Annotated in this window: 19 protein-coding genes; all 19 read left to right on the forward strand. The window is 56.4% G+C overall.

What is annotated here, in order from left to right; translation table 11 throughout:
- Positions 1-114 precede the first annotated feature (114 nt).
- The 19 genes from QUF14_RS26830 to QUF14_RS26920 are packed head-to-tail and all read left to right on the forward strand — an operon-like array spanning position 115 to position 15,285.
- Positions 115-660: a DNA-packaging protein gene (locus tag QUF14_RS26830; RefSeq protein ID WP_000453574.1), complete on the forward strand. Its 546-nt coding sequence runs from the start codon at positions 115-117 to the stop codon at positions 658-660.
- The gene (locus tag QUF14_RS26835; protein WP_001027382.1) at positions 635-2,560 is read left to right on the forward strand and encodes a phage terminase large subunit family protein; all 1,926 of its coding nucleotides are present in this window, start codon (positions 635-637) and stop codon (positions 2,558-2,560) included. The genes QUF14_RS26830 and QUF14_RS26835 overlap by 26 nt, the downstream gene beginning before the upstream one ends.
- Positions 2,557-2,763 (forward strand): phage head-tail joining protein, encoded by a 207-nt coding sequence (locus tag QUF14_RS26840; RefSeq protein ID WP_000198153.1) that lies wholly within the window; start codon positions 2,557-2,559, stop codon positions 2,761-2,763. Before QUF14_RS26835 ends, QUF14_RS26840 begins: the two co-directional genes overlap by 4 nt.
- Positions 2,760-4,361, forward strand: a complete 1,602-nt coding sequence (locus QUF14_RS26845) for a phage portal protein (RefSeq protein WP_064236932.1) — start codon at positions 2,760-2,762, stop codon at positions 4,359-4,361. The genes QUF14_RS26840 and QUF14_RS26845 overlap by 4 nt, the downstream gene beginning before the upstream one ends.
- Positions 4,342-5,661: a S49 family peptidase gene (locus tag QUF14_RS26850; protein ID WP_000123223.1), complete on the forward strand. Its 1,320-nt coding sequence runs from the start codon at positions 4,342-4,344 to the stop codon at positions 5,659-5,661. Before QUF14_RS26845 ends, QUF14_RS26850 begins: the two co-directional genes overlap by 20 nt.
- A gap of 9 nt (positions 5,662-5,670) precedes the next feature.
- Complete coding sequence (locus QUF14_RS26855) at positions 5,671-6,003, forward strand: head decoration protein (RefSeq protein ID WP_001355467.1); 333 nt, start codon at positions 5,671-5,673, stop codon at positions 6,001-6,003.
- A 54-nt stretch (positions 6,004-6,057) separates the two neighbouring features.
- A complete protein-coding gene (locus QUF14_RS26860; RefSeq protein ID WP_100733615.1) occupies positions 6,058-7,083 on the forward strand; it encodes a major capsid protein in 1,026 nt (341 codons plus the stop codon).
- A gap of 41 nt (positions 7,084-7,124) precedes the next feature.
- Positions 7,125-7,523: a DNA-packaging protein FI gene (locus tag QUF14_RS26865; protein WP_000158892.1), complete on the forward strand. Its 399-nt coding sequence runs from the start codon at positions 7,125-7,127 to the stop codon at positions 7,521-7,523.
- An 11-nt stretch (positions 7,524-7,534) separates the two neighbouring features.
- Complete coding sequence (locus tag QUF14_RS26870) at positions 7,535-7,888, forward strand: head-tail joining protein (RefSeq protein WP_000753002.1); 354 nt, start codon at positions 7,535-7,537, stop codon at positions 7,886-7,888.
- Positions 7,889-7,903: 15 nt separating this feature from the next.
- The gene (locus QUF14_RS26875) at positions 7,904-8,437 is read left to right on the forward strand and encodes a phage tail protein (protein WP_000974976.1); all 534 of its coding nucleotides are present in this window, start codon (positions 7,904-7,906) and stop codon (positions 8,435-8,437) included.
- Entirely contained in the window at positions 8,434-8,829 is a 396-nt protein-coding gene (locus QUF14_RS26880) for a phage minor tail U family protein (RefSeq protein ID WP_000683095.1), read from the forward strand. Before QUF14_RS26875 ends, QUF14_RS26880 begins: the two co-directional genes overlap by 4 nt.
- 7 nt (positions 8,830-8,836) lie before the next feature.
- Entirely contained in the window at positions 8,837-9,589 is a 753-nt protein-coding gene (locus QUF14_RS26885) for a phage tail protein (protein ID WP_100733826.1), read from the forward strand.
- Between the two features lie 13 nt (positions 9,590-9,602).
- Positions 9,603-10,034, forward strand: a complete 432-nt coding sequence (gene gpG, locus QUF14_RS26890; RefSeq protein ID WP_000479080.1) for a phage tail assembly chaperone G — start codon at positions 9,603-9,605, stop codon at positions 10,032-10,034.
- A 26-nt stretch (positions 10,035-10,060) separates the two neighbouring features.
- Positions 10,061-10,474, forward strand: coding sequence for a phage tail assembly protein T (locus tag QUF14_RS26895; protein WP_074394174.1), 414 nt, complete (start codon positions 10,061-10,063; stop codon positions 10,472-10,474).
- Entirely contained in the window at positions 10,455-12,965 is a 2,511-nt protein-coding gene (locus QUF14_RS26900) for a phage tail tape measure protein (protein ID WP_286331882.1), read from the forward strand. The genes QUF14_RS26895 and QUF14_RS26900 overlap by 20 nt, the downstream gene beginning before the upstream one ends.
- Positions 12,962-13,291, forward strand: coding sequence for a phage tail protein (locus QUF14_RS26905; protein WP_000846686.1), 330 nt, complete (start codon positions 12,962-12,964; stop codon positions 13,289-13,291). Before QUF14_RS26900 ends, QUF14_RS26905 begins: the two co-directional genes overlap by 4 nt.
- On the forward strand, positions 13,291-13,989 hold the full coding sequence (locus QUF14_RS26910) for a phage minor tail protein L (RefSeq protein WP_001355231.1): 699 nt from the start codon (positions 13,291-13,293) through the stop codon (positions 13,987-13,989). Before QUF14_RS26905 ends, QUF14_RS26910 begins: the two co-directional genes overlap by 1 nt.
- A gap of 10 nt (positions 13,990-13,999) precedes the next feature.
- A complete protein-coding gene (locus QUF14_RS26915) occupies positions 14,000-14,743 on the forward strand; it encodes a C40 family peptidase (protein WP_000194734.1) in 744 nt (247 codons plus the stop codon).
- The gene (locus QUF14_RS26920; protein ID WP_000246334.1) at positions 14,641-15,285 is read left to right on the forward strand and encodes a tail assembly protein; all 645 of its coding nucleotides are present in this window, start codon (positions 14,641-14,643) and stop codon (positions 15,283-15,285) included. Before QUF14_RS26915 ends, QUF14_RS26920 begins: the two co-directional genes overlap by 103 nt.
- Positions 15,286-15,438: the final 153 nt, after the last annotated feature.

Genomic DNA, 15,438 nt, shown 5'->3' on the forward strand with positions numbered 1-15,438 from the left:
ACTTAATGTTTTTATTTAAAATACCCCCTGAAAAGAAAGGAAACGACAGGTGCTGAAAACGAGCTTTTGGGCCTCTGTCGTTTCCTTTCTCTGTTTTTGGCCGTGGAATGAACAATGGAAGTCAACAAAAAGCAGCTGGCTGACATTTTCGGTGCGAGTATCCGTACCATTCAGAACTGGCAGGAACAGGGAATGCCCGTTCTGCGAGGCGGTGGCAAGGGTAATGAGGTGCTTTATGACTCTGCCGCCGTTATAAAATGGTATGCCGAAAGGGATGCTGAAATTGAGAACGAAAAGCTGCGCCGGGAGGTTGAAGAACTGCGGCAGGCCAGCGAGGCAGATCTCCAGCCAGGGACTATTGAGTACGAACGCCATCGACTTACGCGTGCGCAGGCCGACGCACAGGAACTGAAGAATGCCAGAGACTCCGCTGAAGTGGTGGAAACCGCATTCTGTACTTTCGTGCTGTCGCGGATCGCAGGTGAAATTGCCAGTATTCTCGACGGGATCCCCCTGTCGTTGCAGCGGCGTTTTCCGGAACTGGAAAACCGACATGTTGATTTCCTGAAACGGGATATCATCAAAGCCATGAACAAAGCAGCTGCGCTGGATGAACTGATACCGGGGTTGCTGAGTGAATATATCGAACAGTCAGGTTAACAGGCTGCGGCATTTTGTCCGCGCCGGGCTTCGCTCACTGTTCAGGCCGGAGCCACAGACCGCCGTTGAATGGGCGGATACCAATTACTATCTCCCGAAAGAATCCGCATACCAGGAAGGGCGCTGGGAAACACTGCCCTTTCAGCGGGCCATCATGAATGCGATGGGCAGCGACTACATCCGTGAGGTGAATGTGGTGAAGTCTGCCCGTGTCGGTTATTCCAAAATGCTGCTGGGTGTTTATGCCTACTTCATAGAGCATAAGCAGCGCAACACCCTTATCTGGTTGCCGACGGATGGTGATGCCGAGAACTTTATGAAAACCCACGTTGAGCCGACCATCCGCGATATTCCGTCGCTGCTGGCGCTGGCCCCGTGGTATGGCAAAAAGCACCGGGATAACACGCTCACCATGAAGCGTTTCACCAATGGGCGTGGTTTCTGGTGCCTGGGCGGTAAAGCGGCAAAAAACTACCGTGAAAAGTCAGTGGATGTGGCGGGTTATGATGAACTTGCTGCCTTTGATGATGATATTGAACAGGAAGGCTCTCCGACGTTCCTGGGTGACAAGCGTATTGAAGGCTCGGTCTGGCCAAAGTCCATCCGTGGCTCCACGCCCAAAGTGAGAGGCACCTGTCAGATTGAGCGTGCAGCCAGTGAATCCCCGCATTTTATGCGTTTTCATGTTGCCTGCCCGCACTGCGGGGAGGAGCAGTACCTTAAATTTGGCGATAAAGAGACGCCGTTTGGCCTCAAATGGACGCCGGATGATCCCTCCAGCGTGTTTTATCTCTGCGAACATAATGCCTGCGTCATCCGCCAGCAGGAGCTGGACTTCACTGATGCCCGTTATATCTGCGAAAAGACCGGGATCTGGACCCGTGATGGCATTCTCTGGTTTTCGTCATCCGGTGAAGAGATTGAGCCGCCGGACAGTGTGACCTTTCACATCTGGACGGCGTACAGTCCGTTCACCACCTGGGTGCAGATTGTCAAAGACTGGATGAAAACGAAAGGGGATACGGGAAAACGTAAAACCTTCGTGAACACCACGCTCGGTGAGACGTGGGAAGCGAAAATCGGCGAACGTCCGGATGCTGAAGTGATGGCAGAGCGGAAAGAGCATTATTCAGCGCCCGTTCCTGACCGTGTGGCTTACCTGACCGCCGGTATCGACTCCCAGCTGGACCGCTACGAAATGCGCGTATGGGGATGGGGGCCAGGTGAGGAAAGCTGGCTGATTGACCGGCAGATTATTATGGGCCGCCACGACGATGAACAGACGCTGCTGCGTGTGGATGAGGCCATCAATAAAACCTATACCCGCCGGAATGGTGCAGAAATGTCGGTATCCCGTATCTGCTGGGATATTGGGGGCATTGACCCGACCATTGTGTATGAACGCTCGAAAAAGCATGGGCTGTTCCGGGTGATCCCCATTAAAGGGGCATCCGTCTACGGTAAGCCTGTGGCCAGCATGCCACGTAAGCGAAACAAAAACGGGGTTTACCTTACCGAAATCGGTACGGATACCGCGAAAGAGCAGATTTATAACCGCTTCACACTGACGCCGGAAGGGGATGAACCGCTTCCCGGTGCCGTTCACTTCCCGAATAACCCGGATATTTTTGATCTGACCGAAGCGCAGCAGCTGACTGCTGAAGAGCAGGTCGAAAAATGGGTGGATGGCAGGAAAAAAATACTGTGGGACAGCAAAAAGCGACGCAATGAGGCACTCGACTGCTTCGTTTATGCGCTGGCGGCGCTGCGCATCAGTATTTCCCGCTGGCAGCTGGATCTCAGTGCGCTGCTGGCGAGCCTGCAGGAAGAGGATGGTGCAGCAACCAACAAGAAAACACTGGCAGATTACGCCCGTGCCTTATCCGGAGAGGATGAATGACGCGACAGGAAGAACTTGCCGCTGCCCGTGCGGCACTGCATGACCTGATGACAGGAAAACGGGTGGCAACAGTACAGAAAGACGGACGAAGGGTGGAGTTTACGACCACTTCCGTGTCTGACCTGAAAAAATATATTGCAGAGCTGGAAGTGCAGACCGGCATGACACAGCGACGCAGGGGACCTGCAGGATTTTATGTATGAAAACGCCCACCATTCCCACCCTTCTGGGGCCGGACGGCATGACATCGCTGCGCGAATATGCCGGTTATCACGGCGGTGGCAGCGGATTTTGTGGGCAGTTGCGGGCGTGGAACCCACCGGGTGAAAGTGTGGATGCAGCCCTGCTGCCCAACTTTACCCGTGGCAATGCCCGCGCAGACGATCTGGTACGCAATAACGGCTATGCCGCCAACGCCATCCAGCTGCATCAGGATCATATCGTCGGGTCTTTTTTCCGGCTCAGTCATCGCCCAAGCTGGCGCTATCTGGGCATCGGGGAGGAAGAAGCCCGTGCCTTTTCCCGCGAGGTTGAAGCGGCATGGAAAGAGTTCGCCGAAGATGACTGCTGCTGCATTGACGTTGAGCGAAAACGCACGTTTACCATGATGATTCGTGAAGGTGTGGCCATGCATGCCTTTAACGGTGAGCTGTTCGTTCAGGCCACCTGGGATACCAGTTCGTCGCGGCTTTTCCGGACACAGTTCCGGATGGTCAGCCCGAAGCGTATCAGCAACCCGAACAATACCGGCGACAGCCGGAACTGCCGTGCCGGTGTGCAGATTAATGACAGCGGTGCGGCGCTGGGATATTACGTCAGCGAGGACGGCTATCCTGGCTGGATGCCGCAGAAATGGACATGGATACCCCGTGAGTTACCCGGCGGTCGTGCCTCGTTCATTCACGTCTTTGAACCCGTGGAGGACGGGCAGACCCGCGGTGCAAATGTGTTTTACAGCGTGATGGAGCAGATGAAGATGCTCGACACGCTGCAGAACACGCAGTTGCAGAGCGCCATTGTGAAGGCGATGTATGCCGCCACCATTGAGAGTGAGCTGGATACGCAGTCAGCGATGGATTTTATTCTGGGCGCGAACAGTCAGGAGCAGCGGGAAAGGCTGACCGGCTGGATTGGTGAAATTGCCGCGTATTACGCCGCAGCACCGGTCCGTCTGGGAGGCGCAAAAGTGCCGCACCTGATGCCGGGGGACTCACTGAACCTGCAGACGGCTCAGGACACGGATAACGGCTACTCCGTGTTTGAGCAGTCACTGTTGCGGTATATCGCTGCCGGGCTGGGTGTCTCGTATGAGCAGCTTTCCCGGAATTACGCCCAGATGAGCTACTCCACGGCACGGGCCAGTGCGAACGAGTCGTGGGCGTACTTTATGGGGCGGCGAAAATTCGTCGCATCCCGTCAGGCGAGCCAGATGTTTCTGTGCTGGCTGGAAGAGGCCATTGTTCGCCGCGTGGTGACGTTACCTTCAAAAGCGCGCTTCAGTTTTCAGGAAGCCCGCAGTGCCTGGGGGAACTGCGACTGGATAGGCTCCGGTCGTATGGCCATCGATGGTCTGAAAGAAGTTCAGGAAGCGGTGATGCTGATAGAAGCCGGGCTGAGTACCTACGAGAAAGAGTGTGCAAAACGCGGCGATGACTATCAGGAAATTTTTGCCCAGCAGGTCCGTGAAACGATGGAGCGCCGCGCAGCTGGTCTTAAACCGCCCGCCTGGGCGGCTGCGGCATTTGAATCCGGGCTGCGACAATCAACAGAGGAGGAGAAGAGTGACAGCAGAGCTGCGTAATCTCCCGCATATTGCCAGCATGGCCTTTAATGAGCCGCTGATGCTTGAACCCGCCTATGCGCGGGTTTTCTTTTGTGCGCTTGCTGGCCAGCTTGGGATCAGCCGCCTGACGGATGCGGTGTCCGGTGACAGCCTGGCTGCCGGAGAGGCACCCGCGACGCTGGCGTTATCCGGTGATGATGACGGACCACGACAGGCCCGCAGTTATCAGGTCATGAACGGCATCGCCGTGCTGCCGGTGTCCGGCACGCTGGTCAGCCGGACGCGGGCGCTGCAGCCGTATTCGGGGATGACCGGTTACAACGGCATTATCGCCCGTCTGCAACAGGCTGCCAGCGACCCGATGGTGGCCGGCATTCTGCTCGATATGGATACGCCAGGCGGGATGGTGGCAGGGGCATTTGACTGCGCTGACATCATCGCCCGTGTGCGTGACATAAAGCCGGTATGGGCGCTGGCCAACGACATGAACTGCAGTGCAGGTCAGTTGCTTGCCAGCGCCGCCTCCCGACGTCTGGTCACGCAGACCGCCCGGACAGGCTCCATCGGCGTCATGATGGCTCACAGTAATTACGGCGCTGCGCTGGAGAAACAGGGCGTGGAAATCACGCTGATTTACAGCGGCAGCCATAAGGTGGATGGCAACCCCTACAGCCATCTACCGGATGATGTCCGGGAAACACTGCAGTCCCGGATGGATGCAACCCGCCGGATGTTTGCACAGAAGGTGTCGGCATATACCGGCCTGTCCGTGCAGGCTGTGCTGGATACCGAGGCTGCAGTGTACAGCGGTCAGGAGGCCATTGATGCCGGACTGGCTGATGAACTTGTTAACAGCACCGATGCGATCACCGTCATGCGTGATGCACTGGATGCACGTAAATCCCGTCTCTCAGGAGGGCGAATGACCAAAGAGACTCAATCAACAACTGTTTCAGCCACTGCTTCGCAGGCTGACATCACCAGCGTGGAGCCAGCGAAGGAGGGCGAGAACGCCAGCGCGGCGCAGCCGGACGTGAACGCGCAGATCACCGCAGCGGTTGCGGCAGAAAACAGCCGCATTATGGGGATCCTCAACTGTGAGGAGGCTCACGGACGCGAAGAACAGGCTCGCGTGCTGGCAGAAACCCCCGGTATGACCGTGGAAACGGCCCGCCGCATTCTGGCCGCAGCACCACAGAGTGCACAGGCGCGCAGTGACACTGCGCTGGATCGTCTGATGCAGGGGGCACCGGCACCGCTGGCTGCAGGTAACCCGGCATCTGATGCCGTTAACGATTTGCTGAACACACCAGTGTAAGGGATGTTTATGACGAGCAAAGAAACCTTTACCCATTACCAGCCGCTGGGCAACAGTGACCCGGCTCATACCGCAACCGCGCCCGGCGGATTGAGTGCGAAAGCGCCTGCAATGACCCCGCTGATGCTGGACACCTCCACCCGTAAACTGGTTGCGTGGGATGGCACCACCGACGGTGCTGCCGTTGGCATTCTTGCGGTTGCTGCTGACCAGACCAGCACCACACTGACGTTCTACAAGTCCGGCACGTTCCGTTATGAGGATGTGCTCTGGCCGGAGGCTGCCAGCGACGAGACGAAAAAACGGACCGCGTTTGCCAGAACGGCAATCAGCATCGTTTAACCTGACCCTTCATCACTAAAGGCCGCCTGTGCGGCTTTTTTACGGGATTTTTTTATGTCGATGTACACAACCGCCCAACTGCTGGCGGCAAATGAGCAGAAATTTAAGTTTGATCCGCTGTTTCTGTGTCTCTTTTTCCGTGAGAGCTATCCCTTCACCACGGAGAAAGTCTATCTCTCACAAATTCCGGGACTGGTAAACATGGCGCTGTACGTTTCGCCGATTGTTTCCGGTGAGGTTATCCGCTCCCGTGGCGGCTCCACCTCTGAATTTACACCGGGATATGTCAAGCCCAAGCATGAGGTGAATCCGCAGATGACCCTGCGTCGCCTGCCGGATGAAGATCCGCAGAATCTGGCGGACCCGGCTTACCGCCGCCGTCGCATCATCATGCAGAACATGCGAGACGAAGAGCTGGCCATTGCTCAGGTCGAAGAGATGCAGGCCGTTTCTGCCGTGCTCAAGGGCAAATACACCATGACCGGTGAAGCCTTCGATCCGGTTGAGGTGGATATGGGCCGCAGTGCGGCGAACAACATCACGCAGTCCGGCGGCACGGAGTGGAGCAAGCGTGACAAGTCCACATATGACCCGACCGACGATATCGAAGCCTACGCGCTGAACGCCAGCGGTGTGGTGAATATCATCGTGTTTGATCCGAAAGGCTGGGCGCAGTTCCGTTCCTTCAAAGCCGTCAGGGAGAAGCTGGATACCCGTCGCGGCTCTCATTCCGAACTGGAGACAGCGGTAAAAGACCTGGGCAAAGCGGTGTCTTATAAGGGAATGTATGGCGATGTGGCCATCGTCGTGTATTCCGGACAGTACGTGGAAAACGGCGTCAAAAAGAACTTCCTGCCGGACAACACGATGGTGCTGGGTAACACTCATGCACGCGGTCTGCGCACCTATGGCTGTATTCAGGATGCGGATGCATTGAGTGAGGGTATTAATGCGTCTCCCCGTTATCCGAAAAACTGGAAGACATCCGGCGATCCGGCGCGAGAGTTCACCATGATTCAGTCAGCACCGCTGATGCTGCTGGCTGATCCTGATGAGTTCGTATCCGTTCAACTGGCGTAATCATGGCCCTTCGGGGCCATTTTCTCTCTGTGGAGGAGTCCATGACGAAAGATGAACTGATTGCCCGTCTCCGGTCGCTGGGTGAGCAACTGAACCGTGATGTCAGCCTGACGGGGACGAAAGAAGAACTGGCGCTCCGTGTGGCAGAGCTGGAAGAGGAGCTTGATGACACGGATGACGCAGCCGGTCAGGACACGTCTGTCAGCCCGGAAAATGCGCTGACCGGGCATGAAAATGAGGTGGTATCAGCGCAGCCGGATACCGTGATTCAGGATACGGCTGCTCTGGTCACGGTTGTGGCACTGGTGACGCTGCATACCGATGCACTTCACGCCACGCGGGATGAACCTGTGGCATTTGTGCTGCCGGGAACGGCGTTTCGTGTCTCTGCCGGTGTGGCAGCCGAAATGACAGAACGTGGCCTGGCCAGAATGCAATAACGGGAGGCACTGTGGCTGATTTCGATAACCTGTTCGATGCTGCCATTGCCCGCGCCGATGAAACGATACGCGGGTACATGGGAACGTCAGCCACCATGACATCCGGTGAGCAGTCCGGTGCTGTGATACGTGGTGTTTTTGATGACCCTGAAAATATCAGCTATGCCGGACAGGGCGTGCGCGTTGAAGGCTCCAGCCCGTCCCTGTTTGTCCGGACTGATGATGTGCGGCAACTGCGGCGTGGAGACACGCTGACCATTAACGGCGAGATGTTCTGGGCGGATCGTGTTTCTCCGGATGACGGGGGCAGCTGTTATATCTGGCTCAACCGTGGGCAACCACCCGCAGTTAACCGGCGACGATAAACGCAGGGTGAAATTATGGCGATAAAAGGGCTTGATCAGGCGATTGATAATCTGAGCCGGGTTCGTAAAAACGCCATTCCTGCTGCTTCAGCAATGGCCATTAACCGTGTGGCCACAACGGCAATAAATCAGTCGGCGTCACAGGTTGCCCGTGAGACAAAGGTACGCCGGAAACTGGTAAAGGAAAGGGCCAGGCTGAAAAGGGCGACGGTCAGAAATCCGAATGCAAAAATTATCGTTAACCGCGGTGATCTTCCTGTGATTAAGCTGGGGATCAGGAGGCTGGGCCGTCGTCCGAACAGCATACTTAAAGCTGGTCAGCATCGGTATCAGCGGGCATTTATCCAGCGATTAAAAAACGGTCGCTGGCATGTCATGCAGCGTGTGGCCGGGAAAAACCGTTACCCCATTGATGTGGTGAAAATCCCGATGGCGGCCCCGCTGAAACAGGCGTTTGATGAGAACGTTGACCGTATCCGGCGTGAACGCCTGCCAGAAGAACTGGCATACGCGCTGAAACAACAACTGAGGATTGCGATAAAACGATGAAACATACTGATATCCGCGGGGCAGTGCTGGATGCACTGGAGCAGCATGAACACGGGGCGACGCTGTTTGATGGTCGCCCCGTTGTTTTTGACGAAGAGGATTTTCCCGCGGTCGCGGTTTATCTGACGGATGCAGAGTATACCGGTGAAGAGCTGGATGCAGATACCTGGCGGGCCACACTGCATATTGAGGTGTTTTTACCGGCACAGGTACCGGATTCAGAGCTTGATCAGTGGATGGAAAGCCGGATTTACCCGGCGATGGCGGCGATCCCTGCACTGGCAGGCATGATTACCACGATGGTTACGCAGGGCTATGACTATCGTCGTGATGACGATATGGCATTGTGGAGTTCTGCAGATCTGACTTATTCCATTACATACGAGATGTGAGGACGATATGGCAACACCAAATCCCCTGGCGCCGGTAAAAGGTGCCGGTACCACACTGTGGGTTTACACCGGCACGGGTGATGCTTATGCAAACCCGTTGTCAGACGATGACTGGCAGCGACTGGCTAAGGTGAAGGATCTGACACCCGGCGAGATGACGGCAGAATCCTACGATGATAACTACCTGGATGATGAAGACGCGGACTGGACCGCGACCGGGCAGGGACAGAAATCTGCGGGTGATACCAGTTTTACGCTGGCCTGGAAACCGGGAGAGGAAGGCCAGAAAGGGCTTATAGGCTGGTTTGAAAGCGGCGATGTCCGGGCCTATAAAATCCGTTTTTCGAATGGCACGGTGGATGTGTTTCGTGGCTGGGTCAGCAGTATCGGTAAGGCCGTGACGGCGAAAGAAGTGATCACCCGAACAGTGAAAGTTACCAACGTGGGCAAACCCTCCGTGGCGGAAGAACGCAGCGAAATTACGCCGGTCACTGCAATTAAGGTGACGCCGACATCCGGTACCGTGGAAAAAGGGAAAGCAACCACCCTGACTGTTTCTTTTGAGCCGGAAAGTGCAACCGACAAGACGTTCAGAGCGGTTTCCGCCGATCCGTCAACGGGAACCATTGCTGTGAAAGATATGGTGATCACTGTGACGGGGGTTAAGGCTGGAAAAGTGAGTATCCCCGTGATTTCCGGTAATGGTCAGTTTGCCACGGTAGCTGAAGTCACCGTTACTGAAGCGGGCGCTGCAGGGTAAACGGAGGTTATACATGTTTCTGAAAACAGAACAATTTGAATATAACGGTGTGTCCGTCACGCTTTCTGAACTGTCTGCGCTGCAGCGTATCGAGCATCTTGCCCTCCTGAAACGGCGGGCAGAAGAGTCTGAAGCCAGCGGCAACCTGCAGGTGAGCGTGGAAGACATTGTCAGAACCGGGGCGTTTCTGGTGGCGATGTCCCTGTGGCATAACCATCCGCAGAAAACGGAGTCACCGTCAATGAATGAGGCTGTGATGCAGATTGAGCAGGAAGTCCTGACCACCTGGCCTGCTGATGCCATTGCCCGGGCGGAAGACGTGGTGTTGCGTCTGTCCGGGATGAGTGAGCCTGTTCATGTGGATACGGATATCACCGAAGTGGCGAAAAATAATGCGCTTACTGATGATGATTTTTCTGCGGGAAAGTCTTCGACGGCGAGCTGAATTTTGCCCTCAGACTGGCGCGTGAGATGGGGAGGCCTGACTGGCGCGCCATGCTTGCCGGGATGACATCCACCGAATATGCCGACTGGCGACATTTTTACCGCACGCATTATTTTCACGATACCCAACTGGATATGCATTTTTCCGGGCTGACGTACACCGTACTCAGCCTGTTTTTTTGCGATCCGGATATGTATCCCTCGGACTTCAGTCTGCTTGCCCCCCGGCGTGAGGAAGAGCAGACGGAGATGGCGGATGAGGAAAAAATGCTGATGCAGAAAGCGGCAGGACTTGCCGGAGGCATCCGGTTTGGTGGGGAAGGAGGGGGCGATATTTCACCTTCTGCGGATGTGGTGGATGTCAGTGAGGATGATGTCGCATTAATGATGGCTTCAGCGGAGATTCCTGGAGGTGTGAGATATGTCCCAGCCGGTTGGTGATCTTGTTATTGACCTGAGTCTGGATGCGGTCCGTTTCGATGAGCAGATAAGCCGGGTAAGGCGTCATTTTTCAGGACTGGATACCGACGCCAGAAAAACCGCCAGTGCTGTTGAACAGGGCCTGAGCCGTCAGGCGCTGGCTGCACAAAAAGCCGGGATTTCCGTCGGGCAGTATAAAGCGGCCATGCGTACCCTGCCTGCACAGTTTACGGATATCGCCACGCAGCTTGCCGGTGGTCAGAATCCCTGGCTTATTCTGCTGCAACAGGGCGGTCAGGTGAAGGACGCCTTCGGCGGGATGCTCCCCATGTTCAGGGGGCTTGCCGGTGCGATCACCCTGCCGATGGTCGGGGTCACCTCGCTGGCGGTGGCGACAGGTGCGCTGGCGTATGCCTGGTACCAGGGGGATTCCACGCTTTCAGCGTTTAATAAAACCCTGGTTCTTTCCGGTAATCAGTCCGGACTGACTGCCGATCGCATGCTGACGCTCTCCAGAGCCGGACAGGCAGCAGGGCTGACGTTTAACCAGGCGAGTGAGTCACTGGCAGCCCTGGTGAATGCCGGTGTGCGTGGTGGTGAACAGTTTGATGCCATCAACCAGAGTGTGGCGCGTTTTGCTTCTGTATCCGGTGTGGAAGTGGACAAGGTTGCAGAGGCTTTTGGAAAGCTGACCACCGACCCGACGTCGGGACTGATGGCTATGGCGCGCCAGTTCCGTAACGTGACGGCAGAGCAGATTGCGTATGTTGCGCAGCTGCAGCGTTCGGGTGATGAGGCAGGGGCCTTACAGGCGGCGAACGATATCGCCACAAAAGGCTTTGATGAGCAGACCCGTCGCCTGAAAGAAAACATGGGGACGCTGGAAACCTGGGCGGATAAAACCGGGAAGGCATTCAAATTGATGTGGGATGCCATCCTGGATATCGGTCGTCCTGAATCCTCAGCGGATATGCTCGCCAGTGCGCAGAAGGCATTTGATGAGGCGGATAAAAAATGGCAGTGGTACCAGAGCCGGAGTCAGCGCCGGGGAAAGACCTCCTCTTTCCGTGCCAACCTTCAGGGTGCATGGGATGACCGTGAAAATGCCCGTCTGGGGCTGGCGGCAGCCACGCTGCAGTCGGATATGGAAAAAGCCGGTGAACTGGTGGCAAGGGACCGGGCTGAGCGTGAGGCGTCACAGCTGAAGTATACCGGAGAGGCGCAGAAGGCGTATGAGCGCCTGCTGACGCCACTGGAGAAATATACTGACCGGCAGGAAGAGCTGAATAATGCCCTGAAAGACGGGAAAATCCTGCAGGCGGATTACAACACGCTGATGGCGGCGGCGAAAAAGGATTATGAATCGACGCTGAAAAAACCGAAGTCGTCAGGTGTCAAAGTGTCAGCCGGGGAGCGTCAGGAAGACCGGGCGCATGCAGCCATGCTGGCGCTTGAAACTGAGCTCAGGACGCTGGAGAAGCATGCCGGTGCGAATGAGAAAATCAGCCAGCAGCGCCGTGATTTATGGAAAGCGGAAAATCAGTATGCGGTCCTGAAAGAGGCCGCCACGAAACGGCAGTTATCCGGGCAGGAAAAATCGCTGCTGGCCCATGAGAAAGAGACGCTGGAGTACAAACGCCAGCTGGCTGACCTGGGCGACAAGGTTGAACACCAGAAACGGCTGAATGAGCTGGCACAGCAGGCGGCGCGGTTTGAACAGCAGCAGAGCGCGAAGCAGGCCGCCATCAGCGCAAAAGCCCGCGGCCTCACCGACCGTCAGGCGCAGCGGGAGTCGGAAGAGCAGCGCCTTCGTGACGTGTACGGTGATAATCCGGATGCGCTGGCGAAGGCCACATCTGCACTGAAGAACACCTGGTCTGCGGAGGAGCAGCTTCGTGGAAGCTGGATGGTCGGGCTGAAATCCGGCTGGGGTGAGTGGGCGGAAAGTGCCATGGACAGTTTTTCGCAGGTTAAAAGCGCGGCCACGCAGACCTTTGATGGTATTGCGCAGAATATGGCGGCGATGCTGACCGGCAGTGAACAGAACTGGCGCAGCTTCACCCGCTCCGTGCTGTCCATGATGACAGAAATTCTGCTTAAGCAGGCAATGGTGGGGATTGTCGGGAGTATCGGTAGTGCCATTGGGTTTGCCGGTGGTGGTTTTACAGGTACTGGCGGCAAATACGAGCCTGCGGGGATTGTTCACCGCGGGGAGTTTGTCTTCACGAAGGAGGCGACCAGCCGGATTGGCGTCGGCAACCTGTACCGCCTGATGCATGGCTATGCGGAAGGTGGTTATGTGGGTGGTGCCGGAAGTCCGGCGCAGATGCGGCGGGTGGAAGGCATTAATTTTAATCAGAACAATCACGTGGTGATTCAGAACGACGGTATCAACGGACAGGCGGGGCCGCAGCTGATGAAAGCGGTGTATGACATGGCCCGTAAGGGGGCGCAGGATGAGCTCCGGCTGCAGTTACGTGATGGCGGTATGTTATCAGGGAGCGGGCGATGAAAACATTTCACTGGAAAGTGAAGCCGGATATGGAGGTGAACTCGCAGTCATCGGTGCGTGAAGTGCGTTTTGGTGACGGGTATTCGCAGCGCATGGCGGCGGGACTGAATGCTGACCTGAAAACATACAGGGTGATGCTTTCCGTGACCCGGGAGGAGGCCCGGCATCTGGAGGCGTTCCTGGCAGAGCACGGTGGCTGGAAGGCGTTTCTGTGGACACCGCCTTATGCATACCGGCAGATAAAGGTGACCTGTGCCGGGTGGTCTGCGCGGGTCGGGATGTTGCGCGTTGAGTTCAGCGCGGAGTTTAAGCAGGTGGTGAACTGATGCAGGATATCCACGAAGAAAGTCTTAACGAGTCGGTTAAATCAGAGCAGTCACCGCGGGTGGTACTCTGGGAAATCGACCTGACGGTGCAGGGCGGTGAGCGGTATTTTTTCTGCAATGAGCTGAATGAAAAAGGGGAGCCGGTGACCTGGCAGGGGCGGGAATATCAGGCATACCCGATTGACGGCAGCGGCTTTGAGATGAACGGGAAGGGCAGCAGTGCCAGACCGTCGCTGACGGTGTCCAATCTGTTTGGCCTTGTCACCGGGATGGCGGAGGACCTGCAGAGTCTGGTGGGGGCAACGGTGGTCCGCCGCCGGGTGTATGCGCGTTTTCTGGATGCGGTGAATTTCGTTGCGGGCAATCCGGAGGCGGACCCGGAGCAGGAGCTGAGCGACCGCTGGGTGGTGGAGCAGATGTCAGAGCTGACGGCCATGACGGCCTCGTTTGTGCTGGCCACTCCGACCGAGACGGACGGGGCGTTGTTTCCCGGTCGCATTATGCTGGCGAATACCTGTATGTGGGATTACCGGGGAGATGAATGCGGGTATAACGGTCCGGCAGTGGCGGATGAGTTCGATAAACCCACCACAGATATCCGTAAGGACAAATGCAGCAAGTGCATGCGCGGGTGTGAGATGCGCGGCATGGTCGCTAATTTTGGCGGTTTCCTTTCCATTAATAAACTTTCGCAGTAAATCCCATTTTATGACACAGACTGAATCAGCGATTCTGGCGCATGCCCGGCGGTGTGCGCCTGCGGAGTCGTGCGGCTTCGTGGTGAGAACGCCGGAGGGAGACAGGTATCTTCCCTGCGTGAATACCTCCGCAGAGCCTGAGGCATATTTTCGTATTGCACCGGAGGACTGGCTGCGGGCAGAGATGCAGGGGGAGATTGTGGCACTGGTCCACAGTCATCCCGGTGGTCTGCCCTGGCTGAGCGAGGCGGACCGGCGGCTGCAGGTGAAAAGTGCCCTGTCCTGGTGGCTGGTCTGCCGGGGGGCGATTCACAAGTTCCGCTGTGTGCCGCACCTGACCGGACGGCGCTTTGAACATGGTGTGACGGACTGTTACACCCTGTTCCGGGATGCATACCATCTGGCAGGGATAACGCTGCCGGATTTTGCGCGCGAGGATGAGTGGTGGCGCAACGGCCAGAACCTGTACCTGGACAATATGGAGGCCACGGGCTTTTACCGGGTGCCCCTGCCCTCTGCACAGCCGGGCGATATCCTGCTGTGCTGCTTTGGCGCATCGGTGGCCAATCACGCCGCCATTTACTGCGGTAACGGTGAACTGCTTCACCATATACCTGAACAACTGAGTAAACGGGAGAGGTATTCTGAAAAATGGCAACGACGAACGCATTCTGTCTGGCATCACCGCCACTGGTCCGCATCTGCCTTCACGGGGATTTACAACGATTTGGCCGCCGCCTCAGCCTGTATGTGAACACGGCAGCGGAAGCCATCCGGGCGCTGTCTCTGCAGCTGCCGGGATTCCGCCGTCAGATGACCGAAGGCTGGTACCGGGTACGTATTGCCGGTGAGGATACTGCGCCGGACCAGATATCGACCCGACTGCATGAGCCACTGAGCCCGGGGGATGTCATTCATCTGGTACCCCGGACTGAAGGAGCCAAAAGTGGGGGTGTGTTTCAGGCGGTTCTTGGCGTTGCGCTGGCTGCGGCAGCTATCTGGATGCCGGGTATCGGTATTGCAGCCAGCAATATTATGTTTGCCATGGGGACTGCAATGGCGCTGGGTGGGGTGGCACAGATGCTGGCCCCGAAGGCAAAAACACCGGATTACCGGACAACGGATAACGGCAGACAGAACACCTACTTTTCCTCGCTGGACAATATGATTGCTCAGGGTAATCCGGTGCCGGTGCCATACGGTGAAATGCTGGTTGGTTCCCGACGGATATCCCAGGACATCAGTACCCGTGATGAAGGTGGTGACGGGAAAGTGGTGGTTATCGGCAGAGGATAAAAAAAATCTCCCGTAATACTCACGAATATTACGGGAGAAATGAATAGTCACCTTGATTAGTTAAGTTTTGACCAATTGCCTTTATCAGGCTGAAGAACTGTAAAAATGTGGAGTTATTCCTGCAACCGTCAGTTTCCGGAAATGTGAATAAAC

The organism is Escherichia sp. HH091_1A, assembly GCF_030295175.1.
Classification (GTDB): domain Bacteria; phylum Pseudomonadota; class Gammaproteobacteria; order Enterobacterales; family Enterobacteriaceae; genus Escherichia; species Escherichia coli_F.